Genomic DNA, 13,042 nt, shown 5'->3' on the forward strand with positions numbered 1-13,042 from the left:
CTAGAGGAGTCCTGCCTTGGTCATCAGCTCGGTGACCTTGGCGGAGTTCAGCTTGGCCGGGTCAACGCTGGGAGCCTGCAGATCCTTGATGGGAACGAGCTTGGCGTTGGCGTCCACCTGCGAGGCGATGGCGTACTCGAAGGACGTGCCGTTCTTCAAGACTTCCTGGCCCTGCTTGCCGGTGATGAACTTCAGGAAAGCCTGGGCGGCGGCAGCGTTCTTGGAGGACTTAACCACACCACCACCGGAAACCGAGAGGAACGCTCCGGGATCCTGGTTCTTGAAGAAGTACGGCGTGACGTTCTTGGAGTTCTCGCCGGTCTTGGCCTGGTCACCGTAATAGTAGTAGTGGTAGATCAGGGCGGCATCCACTTCGCCGGCGTTGACGGCCTTCATGGCAGTGCTGTTGCCCTTGTAAGCCTTGAAGTTTTCCTTCATGCCCTTGAGCCACTCGTCGGTGGCGGCTTCGCCCTTGAGCTCGAGCAGCGCGGCAACAATTGCCTGGAAGTCAGCGCCGGACGGGGAAGCGGCCCACTTGCCTTTCCACTCAGGCTTGGCAAGGTCCAGCATGGAGGCGGGCAGCTTGTCGTCGCTGATCTTGTTCTTGTCGTACACCAGGACGGTGGAGCGGGCGGCGATGCCGGTCCACTTGCCCGTGGAGGGACGGAACTCGGCAGGGACCTGGTCAAGGGTGGCCTTGTCGACGTCCGCGAACAGTCCGGCGTTCTCTACCTGCGCCATTGCCGGGGAGTTCTCGGTCAGGAATACGTCGGCCGGGGAGGCTGCGCCTTCCTGGACGATCTGGTTGGACAGTTCGGTATCGGAGCCCTGGCGGATGGTGACCTTGACGCCGGTCTCCTTGGTGAAGGCGTCCACCCATTCCTTGGTCAGGGTGTCGTGCTGGGCGTTGTACACGGTGATTTCACCGGAAACTGTCCCCGCTGAAGCGGTGCCGGAGGCAGCGGGCGTCGTGCTGGCGTTCGAACCACAGGCCGCCAGGCCAAGCGCGGCGGTCGCGGCGAGGGCGATTCCTGCCAGCGCGTTCTTGCAGATGTTCATGGGTGCTTCTTTCTGCGAACAAAAAACTCTGAGGGACCTTCGTCCGGGCAGGCCAGAGGTTTGGGGATGGCGTGCTCCTGTAAGAGTAGGTAAGCCTTGCCTATCCGCAAAGCTCAATAGGGCGAACGTGATGGGGATCACGAAAATTACGACAGTGTTGCGTGCCGTAATCGCATCGTCACTTGGCGGAGGCGACGCGGGCAGGCCCCCAGGGGAGAACTCGACTTTGGGCGGCTGCTAGGTGAAGGCGCGAATGGGCAATCATGGCACGGCCGCCCAGCTGCACTGGCGGGGGCGGCCTGTGTTGGAGAGTGAAATGCTGAAGCGGGGGCTATCTACGGGTGGCGGGTGTCGGTTTCCTGGGCTGGGCGGTGCGTGCTCCGGCGTGCTTTGAGGATTTCGATGATCATTGGCAGCACCGAGAGGAGCACAACAGCGACAAAGATGATGTCGATGTTTTTGCCGATCCATTCGTACTGGCCGAGCCAGAACCCGAGCAGCGTCATTCCCATGCCCCAGAGGAGAGCTCCGACGGCGTTGAAGAGAATAAATGTCTTGTAGCTCATGTTTGCTGCGCCGGCGATGACAGGGGTGAAGGTCCGCACGACTGGAACGAAGCGGGCGAGGATCACGGCGCGTCCGCCGTAGCGGAGGAAGAAGTGGTGGGCTTTGGTGAGGTGTTCTTGTTTGAACAGTTTCGCGTCGGGCTTTCTGTACAGGGCTGGTCCTGTTCTTTTTCCGATCAGGTACCCGGTTTGGTCGCCTGCGAACGCGCATAGGAACACGACGATACCCAGGAGTAAAATGTTGATGTTGAGGGTCCCCGTCGCCACGAGCAGGCCCGCGGTGAACAGGAGTGAATCCCCTGGAAGGAAGAAACCGATAAGCAGCCCGGATTCGGCGAAGACGACACCACCGATGATGACCAGGAGCCAGGGTGCCAGGGCGGGTTGGTGAAGAATGACGGCTGGGTCGGCCCAATCGGGGAGCAGTCCCGTCCCGACTTGGCCGGATCCGAGGGCGGAAAGGGTGCGCGTGATGTCCATGGGGACAGGCTATGGGGCCGCTCCTGAGAGATTCCTGTGGAATTCTCAGGTTCCCTCAGGCCGGTCCGCCAAGGGTGCGTCCGAGTAGATGGGATTCCCTGGGAAGGGCGGGGCAGTTTTCGGGAGAATCAGAGCAGGGGGCGGGGTTCTCCGGGATTTGGGCGTCTTGGTCAGCAGGGTCCGGAGCAGGGTCCGGGCGAGGGAGAGTCCTTGTCCGAAGCGCATCTTCGGGAGGTAGGCGCGCGTGACGGCGTTTCCGATGGCCGGCAAGGCCGCGGGATCGGGGTAGAGCATGTACAGGGGCACGTATCGGGGTTGGAATTTGGCTTTGAAGCCCAGCAGGGACCGGAACCCGTAGATGGGTTCGAGGGTGGTGCCGAGTTGGTCAAGGAGCCGGTCCATGCCGGTCGGGACCGGTGGCGGGTCGGTGGTGCGGTCGCTGTGGGGTGGTTGTGCCAGCGGGGCCCCGGAGAGGCTGATGAATTCGCAGCCTTCTTCTTTGAGGCTGGTCGCTGCGGAGGCGATGAGGAATTCGGTGCTGGCGCGCAGACCGGTGGTGCGTCGGCGAATGAAGTCAAGCGTCCAGCCGATAACGGTGCCGTCGCGGTAGACCGGCAACCAGGAGGTCACGGCGTGGACTTTCTTGTCATTGTCGATGGCGATCAGGCAGCGGACTTCGGGGTCGTTGAGTTCATCGAGGCTGCCGAGGGTGAAGCCCATTTCGGGGATTTTTTTGTCGGCGACCCATTCTTCGGAAATTTCCTGGATTTGTGCCTGGACCGGCAGGGTTGCGGCGGGGTAGCTGGTCCATTCGGCCCGGACTCCGGCCTTGGCGGCGTTGTTCATGGCTGTGCGGATGTCCTGGAATTTCTTTCCTTTGAAGGTCAGGCTTTTCAGGTCCAGGATGGTCTCCTGGGCTACCTGGACGCTGGCCCATCCGCTGGCGATGGCATGTTTTTTCAGTTCCTGTGGGACGGAGTAGAAGCAAGGGCTCCAGCCGTTCAAGGCGCAAAGTGCGGTGAATTCGTCAAAGGCCTCTTCTTGTGCTCCGCCGGGTCCGACGGGCGGTCCCAGGGTCAGGGCTATGCCTCCGATGACCCGGTAGGCGACGAAGCTCTGGCCGGAAGGGGCGAACCAGTAGCTGTTGCCGGGCCACGTTGTCATCCAAACCAGTGAGCCGCCTTCCTGGGTTGTGATGATGGCCCGCGCCCGGTCCTGATCAAGGCTGTGCCGGTCGTGGGCCGGGCGGAGAAAGGTCCTGAGCAAGGCAACGCCGGTGAAGGCCCAAAAGGTGATGCCGACCCCTTCATACAGAACCACCGTCGCGCTGCTTTGAGGAACGAATGCCGGCGACAGGTCGAACATGTACCCCAGCGGCAGGAACCGGTCCGGGATGTCGGCCAACAGCTCGCCCAACCCGGGTACTGGGGCGAAATCCCCGGCCATGAGAACGCCGGCACCGAGATAGACCATCCCCAAAACGAGAGCCAGTGCTGTGAGCAGGGCCGCCAGGTGCGGATAGGTGCCGTGCGGGGCCTGGACAGGGAACAGCCCTCGTTTGCTCAACAGGAGGACCGAGAGTAGCACCGGGAGGAGCAGGGGCAGGGCCAGGGTGAGGGGATGGCCGTAGACGGCGGCGTCCATGGCGGCAAGGCCCTCGGTGGCGGCGGTGTCCGGGGCAGTGGGTTGCAGAACGCCAATGATGGTGACCAGAGCCATGGCTGAGAGCGCACCTTGGATAAGCAGCGTCCCGGCCCAGGCAAAGCGGCGGCCACGACGGAGCCCATCAGCGAGCACAAGCAGCATGAATGAGGGAAGGACCGCCATGAACGTTCCACCCGCCCCGGCACGTAGCTGCAGCTGGGCTGCCGCGCAGTCTTTGGCCTGGGCTGGGTCCGCGCACAGGGTTTGCAGGGTTTGCGGGTCAACGGGCTGGATGTTCGTGAAAAGAAACCGCAGCACCGACAACGGGCCGACCGCGTGAGGGGCCAGGCCGGCAAGGACCGGTCCGACCGCGGTGATGGCGACCAGCAGTGCGATCAGCACCCGCCCCTCATGCCGGGAGCTGACTGGATGCGGTGTCCGGGGCTTCCGGCCGGAGAGCACCGGTCCTACGAGGGCGCCAGCGATCGCGGAGAAAAGCCGGACCAGGTCGGCGAAACCGCCGTTGTACAGGGCAAGCAGGCCCAGCAGCGCAAAAACCACGAGCCTGACACGGCGCCGCCACAGGGTCGTCATGGACGCCGTCGAGGCCATCAGTGCCCCGCAAACCAAGGCGGTAGGTCCCACGAAGAGGTGCCCGCTCATTTGCCGGGTCCAATCCCCCATCACCCCTGCAGCAACGGCCACGAAGCCGGTCGCGGCAGCCACTCCGAGCAATTGTCCGGTCACCGCGGCCGCTGCGAACCGCCGGCTGCCGATGTGTCGTTCGACCAGGACCCCCACCGTCAGCAACAGCGCGGCACCGAGCAGGTAGCCTGCCAGGTTCCGGGCCCAGAAAGCCGAGCTGAACAGCACCCACCAGTGCTCCGGGAAGGAACGGGCCGTCGCGGCCAGCGGGACCCGGAACCCATCGGCGAACCCGGCCACAGCGGCCCCTGCGACCCAGAAAACCAGCATGCAACCCAAACTCACCGGCGCCGCGGCAACGTTGCCAAGGACCCTGCGCCAAAGGCGCTGCCCTCGCTGTGCCGCGTCCGGGCTGTCCAGATGCGTTGTCACGGGCTTTCCTCCCGGAGTCCGGTTATGGATCGTGGGGCTGCGCACGTTCCAGACGAGCTATCAGCGCGGTTCGGGCAAGGCGTGGTGCTATCAGATTGTTCCACAACGGCAACCACGCCAGGATGGCTGCGGTACTGATGACCACAGACCCTGCCACATCGCTCAGATAATGGACCCCGAGATAGAGCCGGGAGAAAGCAACCAAAATTACACCCGCTGCGCCAAGGCCAAGAGCAACGATCCTCTGGGCCCTGGTGCGCGCCACAACGATCACAAACGCCAAGGCCATGGCCGTGGCAAATGCCGTGTGCCCGGAAGGAAAGCTGTCGAGCCGTGTTTCCGGGACAAGGGCGGTAACAGCCTCACCAGGGGGCCGGGAGCGGGAAACAAGGATTTTGCCGACAGTTGAACTCAGCCACCCGACGGCAACGACCGAACCAAACGCCACAGCCTGCAGCGGCATGCCTCTGCCCCACCAAAGCCAGGAACACAGCAGCAACGACAGGACGATCGCGCCCGGCGGGCTGATCCCATAATTGATCAACTCACTGATGCCCACAAGGGCGGCGCTGCGGCCATGGCTCAAGGTGATATCGAGACCGAGCTCCGGCGTGAAAGGCCCCAGGGATTTGGCTGTCATTCCCCCGGCGACAGCGCCCGCAAAGATGATGATGCCTGCGGGAATCCAGTACCAGGACCGTAGTCCCAGGGATGTCCCCTGTTGGCGGGAGGCGGCAAGGTCCACGGCGTAATCCAGACTCTTAGACGTGCAGGAGGGTGTTGTCTCCACTCTGGCGGTTCGGCCCTGAGAAGATGCTGAGAGGAACTTCCCCCGTTTGGTCCTCAGGTTTGGCTCAGGTGGGGTCCGTGATACTTCCTTCCAACGAGGAAAGGAGCCCAGGATGCGCATCCTGCTGGTCGAGGACGAGAAGATGCTGGCTGAGACTGTCCGACGGGGTTTGACCAACGAGGGTTTCGTGGTCGATGTCACCCATGACGGGGTCAGCGGACTCTGGGCCGCTACGGAGAACCCCTACGACGTGATCTTGCTGGATTTGATGCTGCCCTTGAAAAACGGCTATGACGTCCTGAAGGAGATCCGGGAACGGAAGATCTGGACCCCGGTGCTGATGCTGACGGCCAAGGATGGGGAGTACGACCAGACGGACGCTTTCGATCTGGGCGCCGATGATTACCTGACCAAGCCCTTCAGCTTCCTCGTCCTGGTGGCCAGGATCCGGGCGCTCATACGCCGCGGGGCCCCGGAACGGCCCATGGTGCTCACGCTGGGAACGCTGAGCCTGGACCCGGTCAGCCGCAGTGTCCGGCGCGGCGATGAACTGATCGGGCTGACGCCACGGGAGTACGGGCTGTTGCAATACCTGATGCGCCGGCATGACCAGGTGGTGTCAAAAAACGAAATCCTGGACAACGTCTGGGATCCCGCGTTCGAGGGCGGCGACAACGTCGTGGAAGTCTACATCGGCTATCTGCGGCGCAAGATCGATGGGCCGTTCGGCGTGCAGACCCTGACGACGGTCCGGGGCATGGGATACCAGATCAGCGCGGACAAGCCCGGCAGGTCGGAGAGCACGTCCGGGACCTGACGTGTCCCGGAGCGGGGGCGGCCCACTTTGAGGGTTTCCATTGAATGTTCGCGGCCCTGGTGTGGGGCGCTGCACCGGTTCCTCCGGTGCCTTCGGGCAGTCAGGACCCGTGGATTGGGTCGGCTGCGGGGGGCCATGTGAGTTCGAAACGGCAGTTCCCCTCGGGTGTCTCGGTGGCCCGGACTGTGCCGTGATGTGATGCCATGATCCCTGCGGCGATGGCCAGTCCGAGTCCACTGCCGCCGCTTTCCCGGGAACGGCTTTCATCGAGCCGGACGAAACGCTCAAAGACCCGTTCCCGCTCCGGTAAGGGGATCGGCGGCCCGTCATTGTCGATGGTGAGCACGGCGCCCGCGGGTCCGGCTGCCAGCCCGATGGTGATGCAGGAGCGGGCGTGCCGGTCTGCGTTGTCCAGGATGTTGCGTACCACCTGGCTCAGGCGTCGTGAGTCACCGCTCACGCGGGCAGGGCTCAGGTGAGCGGTGATCCCGTGGCGGCTGGTAGAACGGAGTCTCCTGATTTCCTGGTCCATCACGTCGTCGAGGTCAACATCGGTGTGCTTGGTCGAGAACGTCCCGTCATTGGTTTTGGCGAGAGTGAGCAGATCCTCGACCAGGTACCGCATCCGGGCTGTTTCCCCGGCCAGGACGTCCTTCATGCCGTTCCATGTTTCCCCGGAGGGGTCGGCGGCAGCAATTTCCACCCCGGCGCCCAAGGTTGCCAGGGGGCTGCGGAGCTCATGGCTGGCATCGGAGACGAACCGGCGCTGCTCACGGTCGGAGGCTTCGAGCCGCTCAAGCATCTCGTTCATCGTTAACGCGAGGGCATGGATCTCATCTCCGGTCGGTGGCACGTCCACCCGTCCGTCCAGGCGCTGGGCGTTAATCGCTGCGACCTGGCCCCGGATCCGCTCGACCTGACGCAACGACCGGCCCACCAGCATCCAGACCGCGGCCCCGACAACGGCCAGCAGCACGGGGGCGGCTCCGAGCACAAACCATCCCACTGTCGCGACGGTGTCCGCCTGGACCTGCACGGTCGCTGCCACCAACACGGTATAAGTTCCGGTGCGGTCCTGTGCCCCGCTGGCGATGATCAGGAATTCATCCTCATCACCGATGCTTTGCAGACTGGACACGTCCCGGGTCAGGGTCTGTCCGGGGCCGGGCCGTAAATCCGACAGCGGTTCTTTAGTCGCCGCCGGGACGGACGCAGCCAGGACTTTCCCTGCCGGGTCCAGAATCTGAACAATCTGGCCAGAATGGGCTGTTGAGGCAATGTATTGGGCCGCTTCGGTGACGTCCTGATCATTGATCTGGGTAATCACATCCTGGGCCTTCTGCCGGGCGGCGCTCTCCGTGGCGGCAATCAGCGACGTCTGCAACAACACGAGCAAAATAATTCCCCCCACCGCCAAAGCCGCTGCAACAACTGCCATCGCCGTCGTGGTGGCGCGTTTACGGATGCCCCACCGCTTCCTGGATCCTGCGTCCCCGTCTGCTGCGGGCGCGGAACTGTCCTGGTTCATGATCCAAGGATCGGTCACCCCCCTCGTTCGAACAACTCGCGCACAGCCCTTCCTCAGGAAAGCCACGAAAGGGTGGGGGTATGAAGAAGCTCCGTGCATCTCTGACCGCCGCTTTGACCCTGGCCGTTGTCTCGGCTCTTGGCATCGGGGCCGCCGCTGGGGCCGAACACTCCCACCACCCGGCCTCGTCCGTGGCTCCGGTTTCCATGACCGCGCCGGTTCTTGCCCCCAACGGGGGCCGCGGGCCGGCAAGCCTGGCCTCCGGACCTGCTGATCCGGTCATTCCGCAGGGCTTCCCGCAGGAACTGCACCGCGAGGAGCGGCTGGTCGATGATGAGCGCGAACATCTCGATGCGGCCCCTCACACTCTGGGCCGCTTCGACTCAGGAAACCCCTGAGCCTTGGCCTGCGGTTCTCTCAGGCTGCTCTTAGCGGCCCGGTTTTACCGTTGCGGCATGGACATGGCAATCGAAACTACGCAACTGACCAAGAAGTACGGCAGGGACACCGCGCTGAACCCTTTGACCCTCCGTGTCCCCGAGGGCGAGATCTTCGGTCTCCTGGGTCATAACGGAGCCGGCAAAACCACGACGGTAAACGTCCTCACGACGCTGATTCCAGCGTCCTCCGGGTCCGGGCGGATTTGTGGGTATGACATCGACAAGGAAGCATCCCAGGTCCGCCGGAACATCGGGTACCTGCCCGAAAACGTTCAGTTCTACGGAAACCTCACCTTGGAGGAGAACCTGCTCTTCTTCGCCGGGCTATCCGGTGTTGCCCGGCCACGGCAGATGGTCGCAGCAGCGCTGGAGGCCGTGGAGTTCACCGGTCACGGCCGGGAGCGGCTTGGAACCTTCTCCAAGGGAATGAGGCAACGTGCAGGGATCGCCCAGGCCATCCTGCATACACCCTCGGTCCTGTTCCTGGACGAACCCACCTCAGGGCTTGATCCGCAGGGCGTGGCGAAACTGCGGGACATCATCATCAACCTGAACCGGGAATTCGGGATCACCATTTTCATGAACACCCACCTGCTGGCCGAAGTGACCAAGACCTGCACCAGCATCGGTATCCTCAGCTCGGGCAACCTGATCTACCACAACTCCGTGGCCGCGACCCTGGAGGCCTTCCCGGACCAGGAATCGCTGGAAGATATTTACCTGCACATCGAAGCCGGGGCCCGGCCGTGAACATGTGGATGGTGACTTTCCGGCAGGAAATCACCGCGATCTCCCGTGAGCGATTGCCTCGCGGGGTGCTGGCGGTGTTCCTGGGCATGACAGCGGCGTCCGCTTTCATCGGCTCGAGCGCCAAGGCCACCGTCAGCGACGTCTACCGGGAAGTCGCCGCCCAGGGTCTGACGGCGGCGCGCAACCCCTTCGACGGGCTGCCGGCCCTCTATTTCGCCCGGAACAACGTCATCTACATCATTCTGATCGGGGCGCTGCTGGCCATCGTCACGGGCGTCCAGTCCACCACCCGGGACCGGCGTGCACGCACCGCCGACCTGGTTCTGTCACGCAATATCAACCCTGCCACCTACCTGGCGGCCAAACTCGCCGGTCTCGCCGCCCTGTTCGCCGTCCTGCTGCTGGCCGCTGCCCTCCTCACCTTCGCCGGCATCGCCATCGTCACAGGCGCCCTGCCGACCTGGGATGAATCCCTGCGGCTTGTGGGCCTCTACGCCCTGGCGTGGCTGTTCCTGATGCCCTTCCTCGTTCTGGGGATGCTCAGCGGCCTTCACACATCATCCACCACCACGGCGCTGCTGGCGCCCATTGTCCTGTGGAGCATCGTGATCTTCATCTTGCCTCTGGCAGGCACCGCGACGCTGCCGGTCTCTTTGCTGAACCCGGTCCCTGCCCCGGCGGCCGCCCCAACCGGTTTTTTCGCGGTCACCAGCGGTGTCACCGGGCCGTTGGCGGTGGGTGAGCAGTTCAAGCACGCCGCCGCCACCATACTCCAGGATCAGTCCGCGTCCGGCTCCGTGACGGCTCCTGTGCTGATCCTCGCAGCCGCCCTCGTCACGGTGTGTGTGGTGCTGTTGGCCACAAACAGGCAACGGATCAGGAGCGAACTTCATGCCTAAATCCCTGATGCTGTGCGCGAAGGAACTCAAAGACCTCACCCGCAGCCGCGCTCTGGTCGCTCTCATCATGTTCCTCGCCGCCGTTGTTCTGCTCTCAGTCCTGGTCGCAGCAGCGGATTTCCGGATCAAGATCGATGATTACAACAACTACGTGGCCGCGCTGCGCAGCAACGGCGGGACCGCCGGAACCGCCCCACCACAGCTGGCAGCCCTGCAAATGCTCCGCGGCGGCATGGAATACCTGGAAATCGTCGGCAGCCTGTTCGCTGTGATCCTCGGGTACGGGCTCGTGGCGAAGGAAAGAGGCAACGGGACCCTGCAGTTGATCTTCAGCCGCCCACTGGGCCGATACACCTTCGCCGCGGGCAAGATCCTGGCAGTAGGTATTCTCTGGACAGTAGTGACCGGTGTCCTGTTCGCCGTGATCACCGCAACCCTGCTGCTGCTGGCCAACGCACCCCTGCAAAGCGACGACTACGTCAGACTCGGTGTCGCCGCGGCGCATACCGCCCTGTACCTGACCATGTGGTCGCTGCTGGCTTTCACCGTCGCAGCGCTGACCCGGACCCCCGCCTCCGGTCTGATCCTGGCACTGGTCATCTGGCTCGTCGTGGTGCTCGTGATCCCCCAGATCGGGGACACCATGGACCCGGACAACCAAATCCCGGGAGGCCTTTTCGCCAGCCTGCAGGTCGATAAGACCCACGAACAGGCCATCATGGCCAACTTCAGCGGATACGAAACAGCCCGGGACCTCATTGAGCAAACCTCGATGACGAAACAATTCGAACGCCCGCTCTTCGCTTGGCTGGGCATCAAAGACAAGTACAACGGGCAGCCCTTCAACGTGATCTGGGCAGGGACATTCAACAACACCCTCTGGCTCCTGGCCGGCTTCACTACCGCACTGACAGGATCCTTGCTCGCTGCCACCCGGACCAAACTACTCAGAAAGGTCAACTGACCATGAAAAAAACACTCCTCAGCCTAGGGGCTTTCGTCGCGGTGCTGGTGGCCGCTGTCCTGATCATGCAGGCCACCATCACCGGCCCGGCACAGCCCGGAGCCGCGCCCTCGGCCACCACCTCGGCGCCCACCGTCCTGCCTGTCACCACCAATCCCATCACCGCCACGGGAACCAAACCGGGATTGACGCTCACGGACGCCCTGGCCGAAAACAACATCGATCCCGCCACCAAAGCCGCCCTTGCAGACCGGCTCCAGTTCACGCTCACCAACACCACCACCACCCCTATGACGGGACTGGAGGTGTATTACACCATGAAAGACACCACCACCGGCGCCTCGGAAGCCTACTACCAGAAACTTGACGGGCTCACCCTCACCCCCGGACAGGGCACCACCATCTACTTCGACAACGGCACCGGCCCCGGCCACTACCCGGAAAACAAATACAGCCTCTACCGCAGCTCCGCCAACGAAGTGACGATCAACATCGAAGCCGCCGCCCCCGGCTACGCCCCCGCCCAGGGAACAGCCACCAAGGCCCAAGGCACCGGCGAAAAAACAGACTGACCCTAAAACCTCCGCCCAAAACCCCTGCCGGGCGGCCAACCGGCCCAGCGCCGCGACCAGCGCACGGATCCCTAGGGGAACACACGGTCCTGGCGGGCGCTCCAACCATGACCTCCACGTCCGGAAACGGGCCACTTGAAAGGAAGAACCATGAAAGGCAGTCTCAACCTCATCGGCTACGGCCTCTCCGCCATCGGCGGCGGCATCGGCGTCGGGCTCGTGTTCGCCGCCTATATCAACGGCGTGGCCCGCCAGCCCGAAGCACAAAAAGTCCTTCAACCCATCGCATTCCTCGGACTTGCCCTGACAGAAGCACTCGCCATCCTCGGCCTCGTCTTCGCGTTCGTCCTCTGACCCACAGACGGCACCCACGACGCAGGCAGGAGACCGCTAGGCCTGGACGTTGACGCGGCCACACGCTGCCGGATTTCCTGTCTCACAAGAGCGCCCCGGCCCCATGTTCCTGCCCTTCCCCCGTCCGTGTCCGACGCCCGGGGAATACTCAGGAACCCTCAGCGTCCTCTAAGGGCCCGGGGCCGAAACTGGCTATAGGCGCCGAAGAAACCCCGGACCCGGGCGGCGTTGACAACTCCTCACCGAAAGGCATGATCATGGACAACACCTCACGCAAACGCAAGACCCTCATCGGGGCACTTGCCGGCTTGGCACTCATTGGCGGCACCGCGGTCGTCGGGCTCTCAGCGGCCAACGCCAGCACCACACCATCGCCACCGGCCACCTCACCGGCTACCGGCAGCACAACCGACGGTGAAAAGTCCGACGGCGGCCAGCAAGAACCGCAGCTCAAAGGTTCCATCACTGTCCCCGAAACGGCAGGGGAGCAATCCGAGGCCCAGGAGTCAGCGAACCTGGCCGCTGTGGCAACCATCGACGCCAAAGCCGCCGAAACAGCTGCCGCGGCATCCCTACCAGGATCCACTGCCACAGCATCCCACCTCGGTGACGAAAACGGGTCCCTGGTCTACGACGTGACGGTCAAAGACAACACCGGAGCCGTACACGAAGTGAAGATCGATGCCGGCAACGCCACCGTCCTTGCCACAGGCACCGCCGACACCCAGGAGAACGGCCCGAAGGGGACCGACAACAATGCTGAAACGGAGTCCAACGAAACCCCCGACACCAGTTCCCCCGGCACCAAGTAAGGCCCGAGGGCACAGGAAATGATGAAATCAAACGAGGAGGGGGAAGGGGAAGGGGCTTGGCCAGCCCCTGTTCCTCCCTCCACCCCCGGGGCCCCGGCAAAGACACTGCGGGAGCAGGCCCGGGAACTGATCGACGAACTCCTGGCCGACACCACGGCCGGGACCGAACGGAGCTGGAAGCAGCTGGAGGCCTGTATCTCCCGGAACCCCGACCTGCCCGAAGCAGCACTGCTGGAACACCTCATAAACCGCACCACTGCTCCGGAGCATGAACAACCCCACACCTGAGA

14 protein-coding genes are annotated in these 13,042 nt (G+C 63.5%); 9 read left to right on the forward strand and 5 right to left on the reverse strand.

Annotation, left to right across the window (positions count from 1 at the left end):
* From PV760_RS13075 to PV760_RS13090, 4 genes are all read right to left on the reverse strand, one after another.
* A complete protein-coding gene (locus tag PV760_RS13075) occupies positions 1 to 1,059 on the reverse strand; it encodes an iron ABC transporter substrate-binding protein (protein WP_354627928.1) in 1,059 nt (352 codons plus the stop codon).
* 335 nt (positions 1,060 to 1,394) lie between these two features.
* The gene (locus tag PV760_RS13080) at positions 1,395 to 2,105 is read right to left on the reverse strand and encodes a DedA family protein (protein ID WP_354627929.1); all 711 of its coding nucleotides are present in this window, start codon (positions 2,103 to 2,105) and stop codon (positions 1,395 to 1,397) included.
* Positions 2,106 to 2,150: 45 nt separating this feature from the next.
* Complete coding sequence (locus PV760_RS13085; protein ID WP_354627930.1) at positions 2,151 to 4,826, reverse strand: bifunctional lysylphosphatidylglycerol flippase/synthetase MprF; 2,676 nt, start codon at positions 4,824 to 4,826, stop codon at positions 2,151 to 2,153.
* Positions 4,827 to 4,848: 22 nt separating this feature from the next.
* Complete coding sequence (locus PV760_RS13090) at positions 4,849 to 5,571, reverse strand: phosphatase PAP2 family protein (RefSeq protein WP_354627931.1); 723 nt, start codon at positions 5,569 to 5,571, stop codon at positions 4,849 to 4,851.
* Between the two features lie 157 nt (positions 5,572 to 5,728).
* On the opposite strand from PV760_RS13090, the gene PV760_RS13095 reads away from it, so the two are divergent.
* The gene (locus PV760_RS13095) at positions 5,729 to 6,433 is read left to right on the forward strand and encodes a response regulator transcription factor (RefSeq protein WP_354627932.1); all 705 of its coding nucleotides are present in this window, start codon (positions 5,729 to 5,731) and stop codon (positions 6,431 to 6,433) included.
* 100 nt (positions 6,434 to 6,533) lie between these two features.
* On the opposite strand, the gene PV760_RS13100 is transcribed toward PV760_RS13095, so the two are convergent.
* The gene (locus tag PV760_RS13100; RefSeq protein WP_354627933.1) at positions 6,534 to 7,961 is read right to left on the reverse strand and encodes a sensor histidine kinase; all 1,428 of its coding nucleotides are present in this window, start codon (positions 7,959 to 7,961) and stop codon (positions 6,534 to 6,536) included.
* Between the two features lie 80 nt (positions 7,962 to 8,041).
* Between PV760_RS13100 and PV760_RS13105 the strand changes: the two genes are divergently transcribed.
* The 8 genes from PV760_RS13105 to PV760_RS13140 all read left to right on the forward strand — a co-directional run bounded on the left by PV760_RS13105 (position 8,042) and on the right by PV760_RS13140 (position 13,040).
* Complete coding sequence (locus tag PV760_RS13105; RefSeq protein ID WP_354627934.1) at positions 8,042 to 8,359, forward strand: hypothetical protein; 318 nt, start codon at positions 8,042 to 8,044, stop codon at positions 8,357 to 8,359.
* Between the two features lie 63 nt (positions 8,360 to 8,422).
* Entirely contained in the window at positions 8,423 to 9,151 is a 729-nt protein-coding gene (locus PV760_RS13110) for an ABC transporter ATP-binding protein (RefSeq protein ID WP_354627935.1), read from the forward strand.
* 8 nt (positions 9,152 to 9,159) lie between these two features.
* Positions 9,160 to 10,050: an ABC transporter permease subunit gene (locus tag PV760_RS13115; RefSeq protein ID WP_354627936.1), complete on the forward strand. Its 891-nt coding sequence runs from the start codon at positions 9,160 to 9,162 to the stop codon at positions 10,048 to 10,050.
* The gene (locus PV760_RS13120) at positions 10,043 to 11,014 is read left to right on the forward strand and encodes an ABC transporter permease (RefSeq protein ID WP_354627937.1); all 972 of its coding nucleotides are present in this window, start codon (positions 10,043 to 10,045) and stop codon (positions 11,012 to 11,014) included. The genes PV760_RS13115 and PV760_RS13120 overlap by 8 nt, the downstream gene beginning before the upstream one ends.
* A gap of 2 nt (positions 11,015 to 11,016) precedes the next feature.
* On the forward strand, positions 11,017 to 11,586 hold the full coding sequence (locus PV760_RS13125) for a hypothetical protein (RefSeq protein ID WP_354627938.1): 570 nt from the start codon (positions 11,017 to 11,019) through the stop codon (positions 11,584 to 11,586).
* Between the two features lie 150 nt (positions 11,587 to 11,736).
* A complete protein-coding gene (atpE, locus tag PV760_RS13130; RefSeq protein WP_354627939.1) occupies positions 11,737 to 11,940 on the forward strand; it encodes an ATP synthase F0 subunit C in 204 nt (67 codons plus the stop codon).
* A gap of 257 nt (positions 11,941 to 12,197) precedes the next feature.
* Positions 12,198 to 12,752, forward strand: a complete 555-nt coding sequence (locus PV760_RS13135; RefSeq protein ID WP_354627940.1) for a PepSY domain-containing protein — start codon at positions 12,198 to 12,200, stop codon at positions 12,750 to 12,752.
* Between the two features lie 18 nt (positions 12,753 to 12,770).
* Positions 12,771 to 13,040, forward strand: a complete 270-nt coding sequence (locus PV760_RS13140) for a hypothetical protein (protein ID WP_354627941.1) — start codon at positions 12,771 to 12,773, stop codon at positions 13,038 to 13,040.
* The last annotated feature ends 2 nt before the right edge of the window (positions 13,041 to 13,042 follow it).

The sequence above is a fragment of the Paenarthrobacter sp. CC6 genome (assembly GCF_040560085.1).
Taxonomy (GTDB): domain Bacteria; phylum Actinomycetota; class Actinomycetes; order Actinomycetales; family Micrococcaceae; genus Arthrobacter; species Arthrobacter nicotinovorans.